The 21,586-nt window shown below is 68.6% G+C and carries 19 protein-coding genes and 1 pseudogene; 13 read left to right on the top strand and 7 right to left on the bottom strand.

The annotated features are described in order from the left end of the window. Window positions 1-18 precede the first annotated feature (18 nt). Both ACIGDI_RS18755 and ACIGDI_RS18750 read right to left on the bottom strand, forming a co-directional pair. On the bottom strand, window positions 19-615 hold the full coding sequence (locus tag ACIGDI_RS18755; protein WP_399897789.1) for a hydrogenase maturation protease: 597 nt from the start codon (window positions 613-615) through the stop codon (window positions 19-21). After that, window positions 612-2,330, bottom strand: coding sequence for a hydrogenase maturation protein (locus ACIGDI_RS18750; RefSeq protein ID WP_399897786.1), 1,719 nt, complete (start codon window positions 2,328-2,330; stop codon window positions 612-614). Before ACIGDI_RS18750 ends, ACIGDI_RS18755 begins: the two co-directional genes overlap by 4 nt. A gap of 210 nt (window positions 2,331-2,540) precedes the next feature. Between ACIGDI_RS18750 and ACIGDI_RS18745 the strand changes: the two genes are divergently transcribed. Further along, complete coding sequence (locus ACIGDI_RS18745) at window positions 2,541-3,185, top strand: dihydrofolate reductase family protein (RefSeq protein ID WP_399897783.1); 645 nt, start codon at window positions 2,541-2,543, stop codon at window positions 3,183-3,185. A gap of 39 nt (window positions 3,186-3,224) precedes the next feature. Here the strand turns inward: ACIGDI_RS18745 and ACIGDI_RS18740 are convergent, their stop codons facing one another. After that, window positions 3,225-4,643, bottom strand: coding sequence for a hypothetical protein (locus tag ACIGDI_RS18740; protein ID WP_399897780.1), 1,419 nt, complete (start codon window positions 4,641-4,643; stop codon window positions 3,225-3,227). A gap of 333 nt (window positions 4,644-4,976) precedes the next feature. Between ACIGDI_RS18740 and ACIGDI_RS18735 the strand changes: the two genes are divergently transcribed. The 5 genes from ACIGDI_RS18735 (at window position 4,977) to ACIGDI_RS18715 (ending at window position 10,299) form a co-directional block, all read left to right on the top strand. After that, window positions 4,977-5,927 carry an ABC transporter substrate-binding protein gene (locus ACIGDI_RS18735; protein ID WP_399897777.1) on the top strand — a complete coding sequence of 317 codons (951 nt, stop codon included), beginning with the start codon at window positions 4,977-4,979 and terminating at the stop codon, window positions 5,925-5,927. Window positions 5,928-5,929: 2 nt separating this feature from the next. After that, window positions 5,930-6,892 (top strand): amino acid ABC transporter permease, encoded by a 963-nt coding sequence (locus tag ACIGDI_RS18730; RefSeq protein ID WP_399897774.1) that lies wholly within the window; start codon window positions 5,930-5,932, stop codon window positions 6,890-6,892. A gap of 8 nt (window positions 6,893-6,900) precedes the next feature. After that, on the top strand, window positions 6,901-7,653 hold the full coding sequence (locus tag ACIGDI_RS18725) for an amino acid ABC transporter ATP-binding protein (protein WP_399898844.1): 753 nt from the start codon (window positions 6,901-6,903) through the stop codon (window positions 7,651-7,653). Further along, window positions 7,650-8,870: a M20 family metallopeptidase gene (locus tag ACIGDI_RS18720; RefSeq protein WP_399897771.1), complete on the top strand. Its 1,221-nt coding sequence runs from the start codon at window positions 7,650-7,652 to the stop codon at window positions 8,868-8,870. Before ACIGDI_RS18725 ends, ACIGDI_RS18720 begins: the two co-directional genes overlap by 4 nt. 139 nt (window positions 8,871-9,009) lie before the next feature. Continuing rightward, window positions 9,010-10,299 carry a cyanophycinase gene (locus tag ACIGDI_RS18715; RefSeq protein ID WP_399897768.1) on the top strand — a complete coding sequence of 430 codons (1,290 nt, stop codon included), beginning with the start codon at window positions 9,010-9,012 and terminating at the stop codon, window positions 10,297-10,299. Between the two features lie 110 nt (window positions 10,300-10,409). Here ACIGDI_RS18715 and ACIGDI_RS18710 read toward each other — a convergent pair whose 3' ends face one another. Continuing rightward, window positions 10,410-11,285, bottom strand: a complete 876-nt coding sequence (locus ACIGDI_RS18710; RefSeq protein ID WP_399897765.1) for a MurR/RpiR family transcriptional regulator — start codon at window positions 11,283-11,285, stop codon at window positions 10,410-10,412. A 204-nt stretch (window positions 11,286-11,489) separates the two neighbouring features. Between ACIGDI_RS18710 and ACIGDI_RS18705 the strand changes: the two genes are divergently transcribed. Continuing rightward, window positions 11,490-12,053, top strand: a complete 564-nt coding sequence (locus ACIGDI_RS18705) for a YdeI family protein (protein WP_399897762.1) — start codon at window positions 11,490-11,492, stop codon at window positions 12,051-12,053. A 234-nt stretch (window positions 12,054-12,287) separates the two neighbouring features. Here ACIGDI_RS18705 and ACIGDI_RS18700 read toward each other — a convergent pair whose 3' ends face one another. Continuing rightward, on the bottom strand, window positions 12,288-12,596 hold the full coding sequence (locus ACIGDI_RS18700) for a hypothetical protein (protein WP_399897759.1): 309 nt from the start codon (window positions 12,594-12,596) through the stop codon (window positions 12,288-12,290). 842 nt (window positions 12,597-13,438) lie between these two features. Between ACIGDI_RS18700 and ACIGDI_RS18695 the strand changes: the two genes are divergently transcribed. From ACIGDI_RS18695 to ACIGDI_RS18670, 6 genes are all read left to right on the top strand, one after another. After that, window positions 13,439-14,692, top strand: a complete 1,254-nt coding sequence (locus tag ACIGDI_RS18695; RefSeq protein WP_399897756.1) for an ABC transporter substrate-binding protein — start codon at window positions 13,439-13,441, stop codon at window positions 14,690-14,692. Window positions 14,693-14,750: 58 nt separating this feature from the next. Continuing rightward, window positions 14,751-15,704 (top strand): sugar ABC transporter permease, encoded by a 954-nt coding sequence (locus ACIGDI_RS18690; RefSeq protein WP_351579418.1) that lies wholly within the window; start codon window positions 14,751-14,753, stop codon window positions 15,702-15,704. Beyond that, on the top strand, window positions 15,704-16,537 hold the full coding sequence (locus ACIGDI_RS18685) for a carbohydrate ABC transporter permease (RefSeq protein WP_234490295.1): 834 nt from the start codon (window positions 15,704-15,706) through the stop codon (window positions 16,535-16,537). Before ACIGDI_RS18690 ends, ACIGDI_RS18685 begins: the two co-directional genes overlap by 1 nt. Before the next feature lie 89 nt (window positions 16,538-16,626). Continuing rightward, entirely contained in the window at window positions 16,627-17,814 is a 1,188-nt protein-coding gene (locus tag ACIGDI_RS18680) for an ABC transporter ATP-binding protein (RefSeq protein WP_399897752.1), read from the top strand. Window positions 17,815-18,133: 319 nt separating this feature from the next. Beyond that, window positions 18,134-19,249 (top strand): hypothetical protein, encoded by a 1,116-nt coding sequence (locus ACIGDI_RS18675; protein ID WP_399897749.1) that lies wholly within the window; start codon window positions 18,134-18,136, stop codon window positions 19,247-19,249. Between the two features lie 248 nt (window positions 19,250-19,497). Beyond that, window positions 19,498-19,950, top strand: a complete 453-nt coding sequence (locus ACIGDI_RS18670; protein WP_399897746.1) for a hypothetical protein — start codon at window positions 19,498-19,500, stop codon at window positions 19,948-19,950. Between the two features lie 263 nt (window positions 19,951-20,213). Here ACIGDI_RS18670 and ACIGDI_RS18665 read toward each other — a convergent pair whose 3' ends face one another. After that, window positions 20,214-21,080, bottom strand: coding sequence for a phosphotransferase (locus ACIGDI_RS18665; RefSeq protein WP_399898842.1), 867 nt, complete (start codon window positions 21,078-21,080; stop codon window positions 20,214-20,216). Window positions 21,081-21,321: 241 nt separating this feature from the next. Then, window positions 21,322-21,450, bottom strand: a pseudogene (locus tag ACIGDI_RS18660) (IS5/IS1182 family transposase); the annotation flags it as partial. Between the last annotated feature and the right edge of the window lie 136 nt (window positions 21,451-21,586).

Below are 21,586 nucleotides of genomic sequence, written 5' to 3'. Positions count from 1 at the left end.
AGACCGGGTGTCGGTGCGTCACCGATCCTCGACGCCGCCGGCCACCGGCTGCGGGAGCCCGGCCGCGGACGGGCCGGTGGATTCGTCCGGGCGGCTCAACGGGGGCGTGGCCGCGGGGTCGGCGAGGAGCACCGGAACCATGGTGTGCAGAGCCGTGACGGCCCGTTCGACCGCGTCGCGGACCGTCGCGCTGATGCCCGGGGCGATGTCGTCGTCCCCGTGGGGCCGCACCTCGGGCTCGCAAGCCAGTACGAGGACGCGCGGCAGCGGCTCGTCGCCGAGGTGGGCGGCCAGGGCCAGCACCTTCGCCGGATCCATGCCGTGCGCCTCCGGCGGGGCGGCGCCCGTGCCGCCGTCCGGGAGCTCCGGCTCGATCAGTGACAGGGTGCCCGGCTGGTGCCCTCGCACGGCCGCGTCGACGAGGACGGCCGTGTCGTAGCCGTCCAGGAGTTCGTACGCGAGATCGAGCCCGCGGATGCCGAAGTCCCGCACCCGCACCTCGGCGGGCAGCGGCCGCCGGTCCAGGGCGCGGATCACCTCGGGGCCGAAGGCGTCGTCCGCGAGGAAGATGTTGCCGACGCCTGCCACCAGCAGTCGGGTGGCAGGCCTTGTCATCGGTCACCCCCGGCGACGGGCTCGTCGACCGGGGACAGGGGGCGGGCCGAGCCGCTTGGCAGCTTGCGGACGAAGGCCGAGCGCAGGGCGTGGTACGGGGCGTGCGGATCGAAGAAGATGGCGCGCATACGGGCGAGTTCGGCCCGCCGGTAGTCGGTGAGTGGTCGTTGTTCCTCGTCCGTCCGGCGGGTCGTGGCCTTCGCGGTGATCTGGCGCTCGAGGTCCGGGTCGTCGGCGAGTGCGGTCGCCAGGTTCTCGACCTCGGCGGCGAACTCCTGGGCCGAGGTCGGCACCACACGGTTGACCATTCCGAGTTGTGCGGCGGTGGTGGCGCTCACCGGCAGTGCTTCCGCCGTCAGCCGCCGGGCGGTCTCGGTTCCGACGCGGCGGGGCAGCGTGTAGGTCCAGAACTCCGAGCCGTACAGGCCCATCCGCCGGTAGTGCGGGTTGAGGACGGTGCCGGTGCGGCACCACACCTGGTCGGCGGCCAGGGCGAGCATGACGCCGCCGGCTGCCGCGTTGCCGCCGAGTGCCGCCACCACGAGGCGGTCGGTGGTGCGCAGGACGGCCTCGACGAGGTCGTCCATGGCGTTGAGGTTGGACCAGGACTCGCCCGCGGGGTCGGCGGCGGACTCGATGACGTTGAGGTGGATGCCGTTGGAGAAGAAGTCGCGGGATCCGCCGAGCACCAGTACCCGGGTGGGGCGGGTGAGTGCGTACCGGTAGGCGGCGAGCAGCCTGCGGCAGTGGACGGTGCTCGTTGCCCCGCCGGGGAAGGAGAAGGTCAGGAAGCCCGTGTCGCCGTGCTGCCGGTACCGGATGTCGGCCCAGGTGTTGCGGCCGGGAGGCAGGTCGAGCGGGGCCGCGATCTCCGGCAGCCGCGGAGCGGAGAAGTCGGCCAGCACGGAGGCCGCCGGGCGGCGGAACGGCGCGGGGTCGCCGGAGTTCTTGCGGGGCCTCAGCTCCGGAATCCACACCGCGCCGTCCCGGGTGGCCCGGCAGACCGCCCCGGCGCGCGTCGCGAGCAGCTCCCCGGGGTGTCCGCGCAGCCGGTCCTCGGGATGCCCGCCGTGCAGGAACACCTCGTGGCCGAGGAGTTCGTCCAGGACGCCCGGCTGAGAGTCGGCCCCGCGAAGCTTGCGCAACACCGTCTCGGTGTCGTCGTTCTCCCAGTCGATCCTGCGCTGCTCCTGGCGGAAGAAGTCGCGCCACACCACGCGGACCGAGGGGTCGCTCTGCGGCTGCGGCTTGAACGATCCCTCGGCGTACCGCTGTACGGCCAGCCGGACGGCGGCCGCGGCGGCGTCGGAGGCCTCGTTGCGGTACAGGTCGCTCTTGCCGACCGGCGCGATCGGGAACGACTCGGATGCCCACACGTCGCCGGCGTCCATGGCGGCCTCGGCCTGGAGCACGGTCACTCCCCACTGGGGCGCGTCCTCGGCGATGGCCCAGTCCAGGGAAGACGGGCCGCGGTCGCCGGGAGGCCCCGGGTGCACGACAAGGCAGGTGTGTGCCCGCCAGACGTCCTCCGGCAGCGCTGTCTTCAGCATCGGAGCGATGATCAGTTCCGGACTTGTTTCGCGTACGGCGGTCCGGACCGCCTCGGCGCCGTGCGAGGCGAGAACGACGTCGACCCGGTGCCCTTCGTCCGACAGTTCCGCGTACACACGCTGGGACAGGCTGTTGAACGCGCTGGCGACGAGCAAGATGTCCATGATGCGGCATGATCGTCGGTTTACCGCAGGCCGAGAAGGACCCCGGCGGCGTTTCGCCGTCCTCCGTCAGGTCGCTTGCTCCATCTGGATCGAATTCCGCCGGTCTTGCGAATCTCTGGCTCCGACTGTCGATGCGGCCGTGTCCCGTTCGACGTCATGGTGTGCGGCGCCTCGCCGCAGGGGGACGCGACAGGACTGACGAGGACACGCGTGGATCAGCTGCTGAGAGTGATGAACTTCAACGTCTCGAGTGACGGTATCGGTGCCGGTGAGCACCAGAGTCTTGAGCGGCCCTTCGGCCACGATCATCCCGAGAGGCTGTTCGCCTGGGCCGGAGCCACCGCGAGCTGGCCCATGCGCACGGATCCCGGGGGGAGCAGGGGCCTCGACGACTGCTTCACGCGGGACTTCGCCCGCAACATCGGAGCCGAGATCATGGGCCGCAACAAGTTCGGGCCTCAGCGCGGCCCCTGGCAGGACCATGAGTGGTGCGGCTGGTGGGGCCAGGAACCCCCGTTCCGCACGCCGGTGTTCGTCATGACCCACCACACGCGTCCGTCGTTCACGCTGTCCGACACCACGTTCCACTTCGTCGACGGCGATCCGGCCACGGTCCTCGAACGGGCGCGGGAAGCTGCGCACGGCAAGGACGTCCGGCTCGGCGGCGGGGTCACAACCATCCGGCAGTTCCTTGATGCCGGCCTCGTCGACACCCTGCATGTGGCGGTCTCGCCGGTGCAGCTCGGGTCCGGACTGCGGCTGTGGGAGTCCCCGGATGAGCTGCTCGACCGGTTTCACCTGGAGGTCGTGCCCAGCCCGAGTGGCGTGGTGCACCACCTGTTCTGGCGAAGGTGACGCGAGGTCCCGGTCGAGTTCAGACGGCGGAGCGGCGGGTCAGCTCAGGGTGCAGGTGTAGGGGGAGGAGCCGGACCCGCTGAACGCCTCGGCGTCGACGTAGTAGGTGCCCGTGCCGGCGGCGGTCCGGGTGAAGGTGAGGGCTTCGTCGGTCCCGGGGCCGTCGCTGACGGACCGCTCCAGGGTGCTGCCGGCCGAGTCGAGCCAGTACAGATCCATGTCGTAGGCGCTGGGGACGGTACACGTGAGCGAGGCGGTCCGTCCGGAGCCCAGGGTGACCTTGAAGTAGTCGCTATCGCTGGTGGACTTCATGTCGCCGGTGATGGTCGCGGGGGAGGGCAGGGCGGTGGCGTCGTCGGCGGTGTCGCGGGTGTCGTTCGGCTCGCTCTCGGTGAGAACTCCGCCGCCGTTCTGACCGCAGCTCGTGACGGGGGTGCCGTCGTACAGGTTGGTGTCGGGCACACCGGCGGTGACGCTGCGCAGGTAGTAGCCGCATGCGGGCCGGTCTCCGAAATCGAAGGTGGTGCCCGGCGTCAGGTGCCAGATCTTGAAGTTGGAGTAAGTCAACGGCTTGCGGTCGACGGCCTGTTCGGGCTGGTGGTCGCCCAGGACGACGTAGGCGTCGTTGCCGTACTGGGTGCCCAGGCCGTTGCGGTCGATGAACAGGGAGCCGCCCTCCTCGACGCCCACGCCCCAGGCGGCGCCGCCGGTGGTCAGGCCGTCTTCGATCGCTCGGGCGACGAAAGCCATGGTGCGGCCCATCCGGTCGCGGGTGACGAAGTGGGAGTCATTGATGACGTTTGCGTAGTCGGGCCACTGGAACATGCCGGTGGTGAAGCTGATGGCACGGTCGTAGGGGTTGGCGAGCGCCTCTGTGCTGGTGACGCTGCCGTTGCAGGCGTCGTAGACGATGGGGCTGTTGATGTGGTGGCCGGCGCTGCCGCCCCCGGAGCCTCCTCCCTTGGCCACGACCGATTCCACGGACGCCTCCAGCGCGGTGCCTTTCCAGGCGGCGTACCGGCATTGGTCACCGCCGGCGAAGTACACGAACTCGGCGTTGCGAACGTCGGTGTTGACCTGGCTGTTCGCCGCGTCGCTCGCGGCGGTGAGGGTCCAGGTCGTGCATGAGTTGACGCCCGCGAGCGTCATGACGGTGTCGCACTCGGGCGTCCTGCTGCCGGAGGTGGGCACTGAGCCGGCGAGGACCACCACGTCCAGGCTCCCGGTGCCGCCGCGTATGTCGTCGATGGCGCGGCTCATCGAGGCGGGCACCACGGCACCGGCCCCGTTCATGGTGAACGCGGGCCCGTTCCAGGAGGTTCGGCTGACATCGGAGGCGCTGCCGAGTCTGATCCGGTTGGCGGCGGCTTGGGCGGGCTGATGTGTGGCCAGAGGAAGGACCAGGGCGCACAGGGCCGCGGCCGTGTAGACGGCCTTGCGGGCATGACGGTACGTCACAAGGGCTCCAGTGGTGGGGAGGAGGCGCCTGTTCCGGGCGGGCATGGGGAAGCCGCCGGGTCAGAGCGCGAGGCGAGTTCATGCTCAGTAGCGGAAGATACAAGTCAATTCTTCGCGCCGGAAGATGTATGACTCGCATCCGCTGTAGGGCGGGCACATAACCGAATAAATCGCTGCAAATAGGCGGTCAGTCGAGCCGATCAAGGCTTCGAGGCGGCGTTACGCGAAAGTAACGCACGATACATCTAGCCATCTGTGGGATCCTTCTGTAACTTCCCTGCTGTTGCCGACGGCAGGGGTTCGTCGGCAGAGATCCGGAGAGGTCCCACCACGATGAACGCTCGTCTCGCTCGGCGCATGGCGGCCGCCGCCACCACAGCCGCGGCTCTCACTGCGCTCTCCGCCTGCCAGGACGGCGGCGCCGACACCACGCCCGCGGCGAACGGGAAGGTCTCGGTCGCCGGCGTGGACATCACCAAGGACCAGGCCCTGCACGACAAGCTCCCGGACCGGATCAAGAAGGCCGGAAAGGTGCGGGTGGCCACCGACGTGCCCTACCCGCCCTTCGAGATGTTCGTGAAGGAAGGCGAGAGCCGGCTGACCGGCCTGGACTACGACCTCGGCCAGGCGCTGGGCGGCAAGCTCGGCGTGACGTTCGCCTTCACGCCACAGAAGTTCGACGGGATCGTCCCGGCCATCCAGGCCGGCAAGTTCGACGCCGCACTGTCGGCCATCACCGACAACAAGCAGCGCCAGCAGGTCGTCGACTTCGTCGACTACTCCCAGTCCGGCTCGGGCATCCTCGTCGCCGACGGCAACCCCGGCAAGATCACCAACCTCGAGTCCCTGTGCGGACAGAAGGTCGCCGTGCAGGCCGCGACCAACCAGCTCGACCTGCTCAAGAAGCACCAGGCAGACTGCTCCGCCGCAGGCAAGGGGAAGATCGACATCCAGACCTACCCCAAGGACTCCGACGCCCAACTCGCCTTGCGTTCCGGCAAGGTCGTCGCACAGGTCCTGACCAAGCCCGCGGCCGGTTGGGTCGCCAAGACCGCCGACGGCGGCAAGGCCTTCGACCTCGTCGAGGACCCGACCGCGCCCGGAGGGTACAACGCCTCGCCCAACGGCATCGCCGTCAGCAAGCAGTCGCCCGAGCTGACCGACGCCATCCAGAAGGCGCTGCAGGCGCTGATCGACGACGGCACCGTCAAGAAGATCTACGACAAGTACGGCGTGGCCTCGATCGCCACGAAGGAAGCCACGAAAAACGCGGCGGTGGACTAGCGATGATCGACACCAAGGATGTGCTGACGGCCCCGCCCACCGGCAACCCCGGCGGTCAGGAACCCGAAGTGGTCCCGGTCCGCAACTACGGGCGCTGGATCGCCGCGGTGATCAGCCTGACGGCACTCGTCGGCCTCATCGGCTCCCTCGCCAAGAACCACAACCTGCACTGGGACATCGTCGGCCACTACCTCTTCGCCGACCTCGTCTTCAACGGACTGGGCACCACTCTGTGGCTGACCGCCGCGGCCATGACCCTCGGCCTGGGACTGGGCACCCTGATCGCCGTCATGCGGCTGTCCTCCAGCCCGGTCCTGTACGGCATCGCCACAGCCTTCGTCTGGGTCTTCCGCGGCACCCCACTGCTCGTACAGATCATCTTCTGGGGATACGCCGCAGCCCTCTACAAGTACGTGAAGATCGGCGTCCCCTTCACCGACATCACGTTCTTCCAGACGGAGACCAACGCCCTGCTCACCCCGGCTGTCGCCGCACTGCTCGCGCTTGGGCTGAACGAGGCCGCCTACGCCTCCGAGATCGTCCGCGCCGGCATCCAGTCCGTCGACCCGGGCCAGACCGAGGCCGCGCACTCGCTCGGCATGCGCCCGGCGCTCACCATGCGCAGGATCGTCTTGCCCCAGGCGATGCGCGTCATCATCCCCCCGATGGGCAACGAGACCATCAACATGCTGAAGATGACCGCGCTCGTCTCGGTCATCTCCGCTCACGACCTCATGTCCAACATCCAGGACGTCTACGCCCAGAACTACCAGGTCATCCCCATGCTCGTCGTGGCCAGCATCTGGTACCTGGCGCTGGTGAGCGTGCTCAGCGTCCCTCAAGCGTGGCTGGAGCGCCGCTACGGGCGCGGCACCACCCGCGGCGCCCAGGCCTCACCGCTGCAGCGGATGCTCGGCGGTGCCGCAAGCATCTTCGGCAAGAAGAACAAGGAGGACGGCCGATGACCGCGGCCATGGTCCGGGCCGAAGGGGTGCGCAAGCGCTTCGGCAGGCTCGAGGTGCTCAAAGGCATCGACCTCACCGTCGAGCGCGGGCAGGTGTGCTGTCTGCTGGGGCCCTCCGGCTCGGGGAAGTCCACGTTTCTGCGCTGCATCAACCACCTGGAGAAGGTCGACGGGGGCCGGCTCAGCGTCGACGGCGACCTCGTCGGCTACCGCCAGCACGGCACCAAGCTGCACGAGCTGCGCGAGCGGGAGGTGGCCCAGCGCCGAAGGAACATCGGCATGGTCTTCCAACGATTCAACCTCTTCCCCCATATGACGGCCCTGGAGAACATCATCGAGGCGCCCGTCAAGGTCGGGGCCGTGCCCAAGGGCCAGGCCCGAGACCTGGCGCAGCAACTGCTCGCGCAGGTCGGCCTGGCAGATCGCGGCCACCACTACCCCGCCCAGCTCTCCGGTGGCCAGCAGCAGCGTGTCGCCATCGCTCGCGCTCTCGCCATGAAGCCCAAGCTCATGCTCTTCGACGAGCCGACGTCGGCTCTCGACCCCGAGCTGGTCGGCGACGTCCTGGACGTCATGCGCCAACTGGCCGCCGACGGCATGACGATGGTCGTCGTCACCCACGAGATCGGCTTTGCCAGGGAAGTCGGCGACACCGCCGTCTTCATGGACGAGGGTGTCGTCGTCGAAGCCGGTGAGCCCGGCCAGGTCCTCGTCGAACCGACACAGGAACGCACCCGTGCCTTCCTGTCCAAGGTCCTGTGAGCGCGCCGACGCGCCGGCAGGAACTCGCCGCGGACCTGCTCGACCTGGCCATGTCTCGTCGCTCCCGTTACCTGGAGGATCTCAGCGAACTCGTCGCCATGGACTCGGGGTCCTACGACCCCGACGGCGTCAACCAGGTCGCCGACTGGGTGCAACGTCGCCTGCAGCGGACCGGGTTCACCGTCGAACGCGTGAGCTTTTCCACCGACGGCCCGTACCAGGCGGGTGACGCCCTGGTCGCTCGCAAGAAAGGCACCCTCCCAGCCGGCGAGGGCGGCCGCAGGATCCTCCTGGCCGGCCACATGGACACCGTCTTCGACCGCGGAACCGCCCTCACCCGGCCTTTCACACTCCAAGGCTCCCTTGCCCACGGCCCCGGCGTCAGCGACGACAAGGGCGGCCTGCTCGCCGGCCTGACAGCGCTCGAGATCCTCGACGAACACCGGTGGACCGCCTACGACGAACTGGTCCTGATCGCCACGCCCGACGAGGAGATCGGCTCTCCCGCCAGCCGTCCCCTCATCGAACGCACCGCCCGCGGCATGCACTTCGCCCTCGGTCTGGAATGCGCACGGGAGAACGGCGACCTCGTCATCGGCCGCAAAGGCGTCGCCGACTTCCACATCACCGTCACCGGCAGGGCCGCCCACGCCGGCATCGAACCCGAACGCGGCGCCAACGCGGCGCTCGCGGCCGCCCATCTCATCGTCGACCTGCAAGCTCTCAACGGCCGCTGGGACGACGTCACCGTGAACGTGGGAACCTTGAGGGGCGGCAGCCGCGCCAACATCGTCTGCGCCGACGCCGAACTGCGCGTTGAGGTCCGCGCGGCCACCATCGCCGACGTTCAGCTCGTCGAGCGTGCCATCCGGGATGCCGCCGGCAGGCCCGCAGTCCCCGGTACCAGCATCACCGTCGAACGACTCGACCTGTGCCCGCCCATGGAGGTCACCGCCGCCTCCCGCCACATGCTGGAGACGGCCCAACTGGCGGCCCGGGCGGTCGGAGTGAGCCTGGCGGCCACGACCACCGGCGGAGTCGGCGACGCCAACCTGATCGCAGGAACCGGCGTGCCGACCCTGGACGGGCTGGGCCCCATCGGTGGAGCCGACCACACCCCCCAGGAATGGCTCGACACCACCAGCGTGCCCCAGCGCATCGCCATGCTGGCCGCCCTCGTCGCCACGCTCGGCTCCGCCGCCGACGCCTCCCTCTGACCCGCGCCACCGACGCTTCACCGAGCGCGGAAGCCCGATGCGCTTTCGTCAGCTGCCGCGCCCTGCCACGCCCTGCCGGGCCCGCCGACAGGCGCGGCAGCCCCAAGCCCTCTGCCCACCTCTCACAACTGGAGAGACCATGCGCGCACCTCGCGGCCTCACCCACCGTGCCGCCCTCGTCGGCAGCATCGTCCTCACCCTCGTTGCCGCCACCCCCGGCACACACGCGAGCAGTGAGGGGCCCACCGGCCACGACGGCTCGCTCGTCCTCGTCGGTGGCGCCCTCAAGGACGACAACACCGAGGTGTACGGCGAGATCATCGACCGCGCCGGTGGCGCCGGGGCCCGTATCGGCGTCATCACCGCCGCCTCCGTTCCCGAGAGCCAGGACCCTGACGCCGCCGACCCCGACCGGTGCAGCAACTCCGCCTGCAACGGCGCCTATTACTCGGCGCTGTTCAAGAAGCACGGTGCGGCCGAGGCACAGTGGATCCCCGTCGACCTCGACCATGTGGCCAACGCCGACTCCGATGCCGTCGTCGCCCAGGTCAACTCGATGACCGGCTTCTTCTTCGGCGGCGGCGACCAGTACCGCTACATCCAGACCCTGCTGCGCGGACCCCGGCAGAAGGATTCCAAGGTCCTGGCCGCCATCCGCGCCAAGCTGGCGCGCGGGGCCGTCGTCGCCGGATCTTCTGCGGGCGCCCAGATCGCCTCCGGGCCCGACATGGTCAGCGGTGGCGAGTCGTACGAGGGAGTGCGCGACGGCAGCGCCCCCGGCTACTTCGACGACGCCACTCGCCTCGGTTACATCCCCCGAGGCGGCTTCGGCTTCCTGCGCTCAGCCCTCATCGACACCCACACCGGAGTCTACGGACGAGAGGGCCGCGCCTATCGCCTGGCCGCCGACACCGGACACGACCGCGTCTACGCCCTCGACGAGAACACCGCCCTCGTCGTCGACCACCCCGGCAGCACACACGAAGAGCTCACCGTCCTGGGCCCCAACGGCGTCGGCGTCCTGGACCTGCGCCACGCCCGCGCCGGCACCTCACCCGTCGGATGGACCCTGTGCGGAGCCCGATATTCCTACCTCACCGACCGCGACCGCTACGACGCCCGCACGTGGCGAGTCCACCCCTCCTCCGACAAACAGCGCGTGACCCCCGCTGGCGCGGCCGCCGTGCCCGCGAACACGGACGTCTTCCATTCCGCCGCCAACCCCCACGGCAGCGCGTACTCCTTCCGCGGAACAGCCCGTGCGCTCGCCCAGTCCGGTGCCCAGAACACCGCGACCGCCTCCACCCTCGAATCCGGCCCGCGCTTCGACGTCACCTTCACCAAGCCCGACGCCTTCGCCGCCTGGAGCGGTAACGGCAGCACTGCCGACACTCTCGTCGGCCTCCGCATCTCGATCGCACCGCGCTGACAGCCCTGGTTGCCGTCCTGAGCACATGACGAGGGTGGCCGCGTTCTTCAAGAACGCGGCCACCCTCGTCATGATCCAGGTCGAAGTCCCGGCATCGGTCCAACGTCGGCTTACAGCAGCCCAGTTCGGCGTGCGATGTCCTCGCCGTCCTTCATCCGCTGGTGCGCGTCCGGGCCGAGCAGGTCGAGCACCGCGGAGATCAGCGTCTCGATAAGGGCAAGCGTCGGGGTCAGACTGTCGTACGGCGAGCTGGACGCGACCTGGTTGATGAGGACGACGTCGGCGTGCGCGGCCGCGGGGGAGAGCCAGGGATCCGTGAAGACGACGACCTTCCCGCCTCGCTCACGAACGAGTTCGGCGATGACGGTCATCTCCGTCTCGTACCGGCGGTAGTCGAAGATGACCATGACGTCGCGGCGGGTCAACTGGGTCAGGGACGAGGTCCGCTCCACGTCCCGGTCCGGCAGGAAAGCGACCTGATCACGCACCTGCATCAAGTGCAGACCGAGATAGCGCGCCAGCAGATGCGTGAAGCGACCGCCGACCAGATGAACCCGGCGCCGGGCGTCGCTGAGCAGTTCGGCCGCAGTCTCGAAATCGTGCGGGGACACCTCGTGGAAGGTCTGTGACAGCGCCTGCTGGAGCAGCGCCAGCCGACCCTGCAACCGCCCCTCGTCACCCGCAACCTCGTCCGGTCGCTCGTCCGGTCCGGCAACAGCGGACTCGTACAGGGTGATTGGGGAGGCGTTGCGGGCATCCAGCTCCGCACGCAGCGCGGCCTGCAGGTCGGGAAATCCCCGGTACCCGAGCCGGGAGGCGCAGCGCAGAACGGTCGGAGTGGACACCGCCGCACGCTCCGCGATGGTCGCCACTGTCTCGAAGACGGCGGCGGGATACCCCGCCAAGAGCACCCGGGCGACCTTACGCTCGGCGGGGCTGAGATCCCCCAGACGGCTGCGGATCTCGTCGGCCAGCGTGCCGCTCATGACACGGTCCTCCCCAGTACTTTCATTTCACGGCATCACGATGTTCTTCGGACAGCGGGCCGCCGCACACGAGGCGATACAACAGGACATATATCGGAACTCAATGTACCGCCTGTTACGAGAGTGGCGGTAATCATCGCCAGACTCTGCGAGACGGTCTCGGTCTGGCGTCGAACGTGGTTCGCTGCTGAGGTGACTCCGGACTTGGAAATCGTCGCGTTCGAATCCGCCGAGGCCTTCGAGGCATGGCTCGGCGAGCACCACGCCGCCTCGCCCGGCCTCTGGCTCAAGCTTCGCAAGAAGGGCCCCGGAGTCGCCGCGCTGGACTACGCCCAGGCGCTCGACGTGGCCCTCTGCTACGGCTGGATCGACGGCCAGAAGGCCAAGTTCGACGACCAGTGGTGGCTCCAGCGCTTCACCCCGCGCAAGCCGCGCAGCAAGTGGTCCAAGGTCAACCGGGACAAGGCGGCCGCCCTGATCGAGCAGGGCCGGATGCATCCCGCGGGGCAGGCCGAGGTCGACCGTGCCAAGACAGACGGCCGCTGGGAGGCGGCCTACGACGGCGCGAAGACCGCCGCGGTGCCGGACGACCTCGCGGCGGCCCTGGCCGCCGACCCGGCCGCGGCGGAATTCTTCGAGACGCTGGACCGGCAGAACCGCTACTCGATCCTCTACCGGGTCCAAGACGCCAAGAAGCCCGAGACCCGGGCGCGCCGGATAGAGAAGTACGTAGCGATGCTGGCGAAGGGCGAGAAGCTGTACCCGTAGCCACGGAGAAGCACCGCAGCCGTGTGACGGCGTGGGGTTCCGGCGCGCCTGCGGCCCCGGCAGCAGCCTTCTGGTTCTCTGCATCCAGAACCGCCACCGATCCCGCACTGCGCTCCGGTCGCAGACGGCCGGGGCCCGCCCTCCTGTGCCCCGAGGGCGGGCCCGTGCGGCGCACCAGCTCGCGCGCCTTGCCAGGGCGAAATCGCGTCCGATGCTCGCCCTAGGTGCCCCTTATTAGGGCACCATGCGAGCTCTCGCAGCCAGTGCCCTCTGCAACACCTTCTCCCGGAAGGGGTTCGCCGGGCTGAGGGCCTTCGCCACCTCCACGGCCTCGTCGAGCAGGGCCAGCCTGCGTTCAGGCAGCTCCCGCACCAGGGGCGAGCCGCTCTCCTCCACCAGGACGTACGCCAGCTTCGATCCGTACACCTCCGGCTCGACCTGCGTCAGCAGGCGGTAGATCCACAGTCCCTCGACGCCTCGCACCACCCGACGGTTGGCACCGAGCAACTTGACCTTCGCCAGCACGACCATGTCCCGATCCATCGATCCCCTTCGTCCCCGCCCCTCTCCGACCGGCGCATGTCCCACGGCGAGACAGCACGGCGAACGCGCCGGCAGCCGACGACGGATGCCGGCACGTGGGCCGGAGAGTGGATGACGACGAGTCTGCGGGCAGGACGCCACCCGCAACAAGGCCGTACAGGCGTGCGCTTCGTCCTACCGAAAACGTCTCCGACCAGGCATGATGGACCTGACACTCACTCAAGCCCCGCCCTCGCGCGTCAAATCCCTGCCGAGACCGGCCAATCGACCAGGGCGGGTGCGGGCAGGCGAAGCACTCACCGCCTCCCGCGCCGATACCGTCGGATCCCCGCGAGGCTGTGGCACGTGGCCGCCCTGGCCACCACCAAGGACGGCGAGACGACGCTCAAGACCAAGGCCGCGGACTTCACCGTGTGAGGGTGATGAGGCTGCCGTCGTTGGACCTGGGCACGCGGGTCCGCCGCGTCGCCCACTCGGCCGCAACGCTTCGGGAGATTCCGGGAGGGGTCCCTCCCGGAATCCAACGCGTCGGCCTTTTCGCCTCGGCGGTGCCACCGCTTGGACTGCACTGCACCTGGGACGGGTGGAGACGAACCGACACGAGATGCCTGCGGGCGCCCCTTGGCCGACGATGATCGTCACTTTGGACCCACAATGAACTATGTAGGTCATTTGCTGCATATGTACTTGTTGTTGCTCTATGTAGTGTCTAGCGTTCGTTGGGTAGAGAACGGCGCGGGATCCGATTCCCGTGACCACCGGCCCGGAAGCGAGGTGTGGAGCGCGTGGACGCGAAGACCGGCTTTCGGCCGCTTTCGGTCAAGAGGCGCCCCAAGGGGAGGATGCGACGGCTACGGGCGTTCGCCGTCCTGCCCCTGCTGGCGTCGACGCTCGCGGCCTGCGGCAGTGGGCAGGCGTCCGGTCGGCCCACCTTGAACTGGTACAACTTCCCGGACGACTCGGGCGCGCTCCAGAAGGCGGCCGACCGGTGCAGCCAGGCATCCCACGGCCGCTACAAGATCAATTACAACAAGCTCCCGCGTGCGGCCGACGGCCAGCGCCAGCAGCTTGTCCGCAGGCTTGCGGCCCATGACAACTCGATCGACATCATGGGCCTGGACGTCACCTGGGGGGCGGAGTTCGCCCAGGCGGGCTGGATCCGCGAGTGGACCGGCGCGGCGAAGCAGAGGGCCACCGAGGGCACCCTGCGCGTACCGCTGCAGACGGCGACCTGGAAGAACAAGCTGTACGCCGTCCCGTACAACACCAACACCCAGCTTCTGTGGTACCGCAAGGATCTGGTGCCCACCCCGCCCAAGACGTGGGCCGAGATGCTGAACATGGCCCGTAACCTCGCCCGGCAGGGCAAGCCGCACTATGTGGAGATCCAGGGTGCTCAGTACGAGGGCCTGACCGTCTGGTTCAACACGCTGATCAACAGCGCGGGCGGCTCCATCCTCAACCCGTCGGCGACCAAGCCCTCCCTCGGTCCACCCGCCGTGCGGGCCGCCGGGATCATGCGCGACCTGGCGCGCTCTGTGGCCGCGGACCCCTCCCTGTCCAACCAGATGGAGGACCAGAACCGTCTCGCCATGGAGGCCGGGGATGCCGCCTTCGAGATCAACTATCCGTTCGTCTATCCGTCGATGAAGGCGAACAATCCGGCACTGTTCAAGCACTTCCGCTGGGCGCCGTACCCCAGGGTCGACGCGAACCGCCCGGCACGGCCGACCATCGGCGGCATCGACCTGGCCGTGAGCGCCTACTCGCGCCACCCCCAACTGGCCTTCGAGGCGGCCCTGTGCCTGCGCAACCGGCAGAACCAGCGCACCGCCGCGCTCGTGGGCGGCCTGCCGCCCACCTTGCGTGCCTTGTACGACGAGCCGCCGTTCATCAAGGCGTATCCGTTCGCCAAGGAGGTGCTCGCGTCCCTGGAGTCGGCGAGCGTGCGGCCGCTGACCCCCGCCTACCAGAACGTGTCGATCGCCGTCTCCCACACGCTGTCCCCGCCGTCCGCGATCAAGCCGGTGAGCTCGGTCAACACCATCAGCGGCGAGATCGACGATGCTCTGCAATCCAAGGGAGTGATCCCGTGAACCACCACCTCCTTGGCCGGCGCCCCCGAGCGCTGGTCTCATCCTGCGGCGGTCCCCGATGAGTACGCAGACGGAACCGGCCGGAGCCCCGCCACCCCCTGAGGCGAAGCAGACGAAGCAAGACCAGGCGGCGCTCTCGGCCGGCGCCAGGCAGGAGCGGCGGCTGGGCTGGCTGCTCTGCTCGCCGGCCGTGATCGTCATGGTCGCTGTGACGGCGTACCCGATCGGATACGCCATCTACCTGTCCCTCCAGCGCTACGACTTGCGCTTCCCAGGGCAGGCGAAGTTCGTGGGCCTGAGCAACTACGGTGCGGTCCTGTCCTCCCCGTTCTGGTGGCAGGCCTTCTGGGTGACGCTGTTCATCACCGGCGTGTCCGTGGCCATCGAACTGGTCCTCGGCATGGCGCTCGCTCTGGTGATGCACCGCACCATCTTCGGCCGCGGCTCCGTACGCACCGCGGTCCTCATCCCCTACGGCATCGTCACCGTCGTCGCCGCCTTCTCCTGGCAGTACGCCTGGACGCCACAGCTGGGTTACCTCGCGGCGCTGTTGCCCAACGGATCGGCACCGCTGACCCATCAGTGGTCCGCCTTGTGGCTGATCGTGCTCGCCGAGGTGTGGAAGACGACCCCGTTCATGGCCCTCCTGCTGCTCGCGGGCCTCGCCCTGGTCCCCGAGGAAACCCTGAAGGCGGCCATGGTGGACGGCGCCACCTCCCGGCAGCGGTTCTTCAAGATCGTGCTGCCGCTGATGAAACCGGCGATCCTGGTGGCGCTGCTCTTCCGCACGCTGGACGCGTTCCGGATCTTCGACAACATCTACATCCTGACCTCGGGCGCCCACGACACGGGCTCCGTGTCCATCCTCGGTTACGACAACCTGTTCACCGCGCTCAACCTGGGCATCGGTTCGACGATCTCGGTCCTGATCTTCATCTCCGTCGGGATCATCGCCTTCGCCTTCGTCAAGCTCTTCGGCGCGGCCGCACCTGGAGCGGAGGTGAAGCGCTGATGGCCACCGTGGGAAAGACGCACGCCACCCGCTGGGGTGTCATCAACGCGGTGGTGGTGCTGTACGCCCTGTTCCCGGTGTGGTGGATCGCCGCGCTGTCGTTCAAGAAGCCCAGCACCCTCACCGACGGCAACTACATTCCCAGTGAATGGACTTGGGACAACTACCGGGGCATCTTCAAGACCTCCGAATTCACCCGGGCGCTGATCAACTCGATCGGTATCGCCCTGATCTCCACGGTGATCGCGGTGGTGTTGGGCACCATGGCCGCCTACGCGGTGGCCAGGCTGCGGTTCCCCGGCAAGCGCGTCCTCATCGGCATGTCGCTGCTGATCGCCATGTTCCCCCCGATCTCCCTGGTGTCCCCGCTGTTCAACATCGAACGCATCGTGGGGATCTTCGACACCTGGGTGGGACTGATCATCCCGTACATGACCTTCTCCCTGCCGCTGGCGATCTACACCCTGTCGGCGTTCTTCCGGGAGATCCCGTGGGACCTGGAGAAGGCCGCCAAGGTGGACGGGGCCACACCCGCGCAGGCATTCCGGCTGGTCATCGCGCCGCTGGCCGCGCCGGGCGTGTTCACCACGGCCATCCTCGTCTTCATCTTCTGCTGGAACGACTTCCTGTTCGCCATCTCGCTGACCTCCACCACGGCCGCGCGCACGGTGCCCGCCGCCATCGCGTTCTTCACCGGAAGTTCGCAGTTCCAGCAGCCCACCGGGTCGATCGCCGCCGCCGCCGTGGTGATCACCATTCCGATCATCATTTTCGTTCTGCTCTTCCAGCGGCGGATCGTCGCCGGACTGACCTCCGGGGCGGTCAAGGGATGACCGGGCCGACCGCGGCATGCAGGCCGCCGGCACGGGTCACCGACCGCGACACCCGGACCCGGAAGGCATGAAGGCAAGGAGTCAGCACCATGGCCGAGATCATCCTCGAGGGAGTCACCAAGCGTTTCCCCGACGGATCCCTTGCCGTGAAGGAGGTGGACCTCGACATCGCCGACGGCGAGTTCGTGATCCTGGTGGGTCCTTCCGGTTGCGGCAAGTCCACCACCCTCAACATGATCGCCGGGCTCGAGGACATCACCGAGGGCACCCTGCGCATCGGTGACCAGGTCGTCAATCAGCTCGCTCCCAAAGAGCGCGACGTGGCCATGGTGTTCCAGAGTTACGCCCTGTACCCGCACATGAGCGTGCGCGAGAACATGGGATTCCCGCTGCGGTTGGCGAAGGTGGACAAGGCCACCATCAACTCCAAGGTCGAGGAGGCCGCCCGCATTCTCGACCTCACCGAACACCTGGACCGCAAGCCCGCGAATCTCTCCGGTGGGCAGCGCCAGCGGGTGGCCATGGGCCGGGCGATCGTCCGCGACCCCAAGGTGTTCCTGATGGACGAGCCACTGTCCAACCTGGACGCGAAACTCCGGGTGCAGATGCGCACTCAGATCTCCCGCCTGCAACGGCGCCTCGGCACCACCACCGTGTACGTCACCCACGACCAGACCGAGGCGATGACCCTGGGCGACCGGGTGGTCGTGATGCGGCAGGGCCTGGTCCAGCAGATCGGCACGCCCGCACAGCTCTACGACCTGCCGCGCAACCTCTTCGTCGCGGGCTTCATCGGCTCGCCGGCGATGAACTTCGTGAACGCCACCCTGGAGGGCGGTGTGCTGCACTCGCCCCTCGGGGATCTGCCCCTCGAGGACCGTACGAGGCAATCACTGGAACGGCAGAACGCGCCCCGCGACGTCATCGTCGGCCTGCGGCCAGAGGCCTTCGAGGACGCGGCCCTGTCCACTGAACGAGGCCGGGGCGGACCGGTGTTCACTGCCGCCGTGGACGTACTGGAGTCGCTGGGCTCCGATGTGTACGTGTACTTCACCGCGGAGGGCGGGTCCGTGACGACCACGGAACTGGAGGAACTGGCGGCTGACTCGGGTATGCGGGACACCGGCTCGGAGGTCCAGCAGATCGTGGCCCGCCTCGACGCCGCCACGCGCGCCCGTGAGGGCGCACCGGTGGAGCTGCTGGTCGACATGGCCAAGGCGCACGTTTTCGACCCGGCGACCGGAGCGAACCTCACCCACCCGGAGAGCGCTGCCTGACGATGCCGCGCCGCCGGACGGCGACATCACCGGCCAGGTGACGCCTCCGCCCGGAACCGCCCGGAACTGTCCGGAACCGACAGGGCTCCGGGACTTCCGGGCCTGGTCGGACCAAACGGTCCTGTACCCTCGCCAATCCGGTCCACGAGCACGATCGTCGTCGTTAACGGATCTGGCGGGCGCCGGTCTGGGAGCCGTAACCGCGCAGGACCCGGGCGGGAGTCCTCCACAGGGCTTCCGCCCCTGCCATGCTGACGTCTTCCTCACACGTGATGCCTAGGGTCCCTTCGGTCATGGTCACACCACGAAGGGGCAGGTCATGTTCCAGGTATTACGGGTGCGGCTCGGCGTCGCCGGGCTCGCGCTCGCGGCCCTAGTCGCCGTCCTGCTGACGGGTGTTCCCGGCGCGCAGGCGCAGCCGGCCGACGCGGTCGGGGTGGTTGAGTACAACCTGGGCGACGAGGCGTTCACCGACCCGCAGGACTGGGACGGCGTCGCAGAGATCCGTGCGGTGGTCCATTATCCGCTCAAGTCGGCCGGCCGGCTGCCGGTGGTCGTCCTGCTGCACGGGCAGCAGCTCTCCTGCTACTCCGCCGACGATGCGGACTGGGGGAGCTGGCCGTGCCCGGCGGGGGTGGCTCCCTATCCCAGCAACCGGGGCTACGACTATCTGGCCGACGCGCTGGCCCGGGACGGTTACGTGGTGGTGTCACCGAGCGCGAACGGCGTCAACTACTACATGGGCGTCGCACCGCAGCGCGCCCATCTCATCGACCGGCACCTTCGGTTGCTCCAGCAGCTGAACACGACCGGAGGCGGCCCGCTCGCCGGCCACTTCACCGATCCGCGTACCGGCCGGCCCGTGCGGGTCGACTTCGAAAACCGGCTCGACCTGAGTCGCGTGGGCACGATGGGCCACTCGGTCGGCGGCGAGGGCGTCATGTACCAGGCCGCCGACGCCCACCGCGGCGAGTTGCCGGCCGGCGTCCGCATCCGCGGCGTGGCCGCCGTCGCCTCGCCCGGGCCCAGCGGTTTCTACGACACGCTGGTGACGAGGACACCCCTCGCCGTCATCTCGGCCGGGTGCTGGTCCCTGGGCGGCGAGGCCTACTTCGATGACGCCCGCAGCCGGGCAGGCGCACGCGGCTTCCGGCTGCGGGTGACGAAGGGCAACCACAATTTCTACAACACCGAGTGGACGACGGGTCCGGGGCCGACCGACGGCGACGACACCACATGCCCGGACACGCCGGGGCGGCCGACCGCCGCGCAGCAGCAGAGCCTCGCGGTCACCTACCTACGAGCGTTCTACGCCTACACCCTGAAGAACGACAGGTCGGCGCTGCCGGTCCTGACCGGCGCGAGGACGTTCCCGGGCATCGACACCCAGGCCGAGAGCTATGACGGCACCCGCTTTGCCCACCGCAAGCGCTGACCGAACGTGAGGCGGGCGCCCATGGCGCCGGCGCCCGCCTCTCCGGTCAGCCTGGAAAGCGGCCGGAGGACGGAGCAGCCAGCGGCGTGACGCGTAGGCCAGGCGGGCGTGTTGAGGGCTCCCGACACTGTGGCCCGCGGAGTCCGTACTCACGTTGTCGGACCGACCGCGCGGTCGAGGGCGGTGAGGCCGCCGTCCGACCGGCGTGGCACCATGCCCCCTCAGTCACAATGTTCATGGGGGGACACATGCGCACCCGCGCCACCATCACACTCGCCGCCACCCTGCTCGCCACTCTGGCCGCCTGCGACTCCTCGAGCGACGGCAAGGCCGAAGCCCCAAGCAGCAGGCCGACCACGGCCGCCGAGACGCCGACCACCACCCCGACGCCGGCCGATGCCGTCGATTTGGAGCGCGTTGCGGACACGTACGTGGACCTCTACTTCGGAGGGGACGGGAAGGGCGCGTACGCCTTCTTGTCGAAGCGTTGCCGGGCCAAGGCGGACCCGGCGGTGTACGCGGCCACCGTGGACAAGGCTGCGAAGGGCTATGGGCCCGACCACCCGGCGACGGACGTGCACGCCACCGTCTCAGGGGACAAGGGTCGAGTCTCGTACAAGGTGCAGGGGCTACCGAAGTTCGATCAGGAGGGGCAGCCGTGGACGCTTGAGGGCGGCGACTGGAAGTACGACGCCTGCTGATCCTTGACGGACGCGGCCCCCGTCGACCGGTACGACACTGTTGGCGAATCCGGGGCTGAACGTGACGTCGGCCTTCATGACCCGTTGTGGTCGAGAAGGCCGACGTTGTGTTTGGGGAGGGCGTCGGTGTCGCTGCACGCGATTACCCAAGCAGGGAAGCCGACGTGGTCGCCACCCCACGGGCCCGCACTCGGACGTCCCGGCTGGCAGCCCTCCGGCCCGCCGAGTAGAACTCGGCGGATGAGCCGAAAGCCTGAAGCCGGTCACTGCCGAAGATCATCCAGTCGCCTGGTCACTGTGTCGAGTGTCGGCCAAGGAGGACCCTCTCGCAGCAAGCGCAGGCATTCCTCTCCGAATCGCCTCCCATTCGGAAACTGGTCGCCAAGCTCCCAACGCCACGCGGCGACCATCGCGATTACGAGCTGCCGACACTCGTCCAGCAGCCCTTGGTCAACGCTTGGATAGTGCTCGCAGACCGCCTCGGGAACATGGGCGAGATCGAACTCGACGGGTCCACGGCAGCACGTCTCAAGGTCGATGAACAACGGGCCGTTCTTCGTGCTGAGCACATTGCCTGGATGCGGCTCGCCGTGGAGCATCTGCTCCACGGCGCCGCGGTCGTCGACCGCTCGCCGCAGGCTTGCGAGCCTGCCGCTGAGGAAAACGCGGTCCGCGTCGGCGAGTTCCGGCGAGCGATCCGGGTCGGCGACAACTTCTTGCGCCTCCGTGATCCTGTCCGTGAACCTCGGGCTCGACTCATCGACCTTGCGCATGCCGGCGTGCAGCCGCTCCAGCGCCTTGGCGTAGTCGACTGGTGAGGTGTGAGGTGCCACGGGCTCGTAGTAGGTCCACAACGTCACTGCGAAGCCATCGCGCGTGTACACACGCGGGTCCGCCCGAGGCTCCAAGGGACACACCGGGCACCCGACTTCGGCGAGCCTCTGAGCGAGCTCGACTTCGAACTGTGCAACCTCTTGTCCCACAGGGGCGACACGAGCAAAGACATCACATGGCGTCAGCCGCAGTGCCAGCTTGTTCGAGTTGTGGAGGACGATTGCATCGTTGGCTGGCAGGTCGAGTGATGCAGCGACCGAAGTCGCAGTCGCGATCGCACGCGTGACGTCGGTCATCTCCACCCTCAGATCTTGGCATAGATGACGTGACAGCTATCGCGCCTCGGCTCAGCGGACCGGATTCGCCAACGGTGTCACCGGTACCGGCGTCGGCCGCGTCACGTCCCGCGAATTGCAGCCCCTTGACGGCTGTCCCGTAAATGATCCAGGGCCTGCTGGTTGACCAGTGTTGTTTCCCGCTCATCCGGCGAGGGGTGGACGCCGCCGCCTGCCTTGCAGTCGTTGTGGTTGAAGGTCACCGGCCGGCTGACCGCAAATCAGCACCGTGCCCATGCAGGGTGGTGACCCGCTTGCCGAACTGACGTGGGCTCAGCCTGGCGAACGGGGCCGTCCAGGAGGGCTCCGTACCCGTGACCACACGAGTCACAGCAAGATCATGTCATCGGCGGCTACCTGCGTCCGTCGGCAGACGGCCTTCCTGATACGGCCCGGACGGCGCAGGGAGGAAGGGGGGTGGGGTTACGGCAAGCTACCTCCAGTCCCGAGCTGGATGCCGGGGCCTG

Source organism: Streptomyces sp. NPDC085900 (genome assembly GCF_044540925.1).
Taxonomy (GTDB): Bacteria; Actinomycetota; Actinomycetes; order Streptomycetales; family Streptomycetaceae; genus Streptomyces; species Streptomyces gilvifuscus.
This window is presented reverse-complemented; position numbering and strand designations above follow the sequence as displayed.

Coding starts and splice junctions, on each gene's coding strand:
- ACIGDI_RS18710 (WP_399897765.1), bottom strand. CDS start 11,285: ATGAGCGGCACGCTGGCCGACGAGATCCGCAGCCGTCTGGGGGATCTC.
- ACIGDI_RS18695 (WP_399897756.1), top strand. CDS start 13,439: ATGCGACGGCTACGGGCGTTCGCCGTCCTGCCCCTGCTGGCGTCGACG.
- ACIGDI_RS18690 (WP_351579418.1), top strand. CDS start 14,751: ATGAGTACGCAGACGGAACCGGCCGGAGCCCCGCCACCCCCTGAGGCG.
- ACIGDI_RS18730 (WP_399897774.1), top strand. CDS start 5,930: ATGATCGACACCAAGGATGTGCTGACGGCCCCGCCCACCGGCAACCCC.
- ACIGDI_RS18750 (WP_399897786.1), bottom strand. CDS start 2,330: ATGGACATCTTGCTCGTCGCCAGCGCGTTCAACAGCCTGTCCCAGCGT.
- ACIGDI_RS18755 (WP_399897789.1), bottom strand. CDS start 615: ATGACAAGGCCTGCCACCCGACTGCTGGTGGCAGGCGTCGGCAACATC.
- ACIGDI_RS18715 (WP_399897768.1), top strand. CDS start 9,010: ATGCGCGCACCTCGCGGCCTCACCCACCGTGCCGCCCTCGTCGGCAGC.
- ACIGDI_RS18670 (WP_399897746.1), top strand. CDS start 19,498: ATGCGCACCCGCGCCACCATCACACTCGCCGCCACCCTGCTCGCCACT.
- ACIGDI_RS18665 (WP_399898842.1), bottom strand. CDS start 21,080: ATGACCGACGTCACGCGTGCGATCGCGACTGCGACTTCGGTCGCTGCA.
- ACIGDI_RS18685 (WP_234490295.1), top strand. CDS start 15,704: ATGGCCACCGTGGGAAAGACGCACGCCACCCGCTGGGGTGTCATCAAC.
- ACIGDI_RS18675 (WP_399897749.1), top strand. CDS start 18,134: ATGTTCCAGGTATTACGGGTGCGGCTCGGCGTCGCCGGGCTCGCGCTC.
- ACIGDI_RS18725 (WP_399898844.1), top strand. CDS start 6,901: ATGGTCCGGGCCGAAGGGGTGCGCAAGCGCTTCGGCAGGCTCGAGGTG.
- ACIGDI_RS18735 (WP_399897777.1), top strand. CDS start 4,977: ATGAACGCTCGTCTCGCTCGGCGCATGGCGGCCGCCGCCACCACAGCC.
- ACIGDI_RS18680 (WP_399897752.1), top strand. CDS start 16,627: ATGGCCGAGATCATCCTCGAGGGAGTCACCAAGCGTTTCCCCGACGGA.
- ACIGDI_RS18700 (WP_399897759.1), bottom strand. CDS start 12,596: ATGGATCGGGACATGGTCGTGCTGGCGAAGGTCAAGTTGCTCGGTGCC.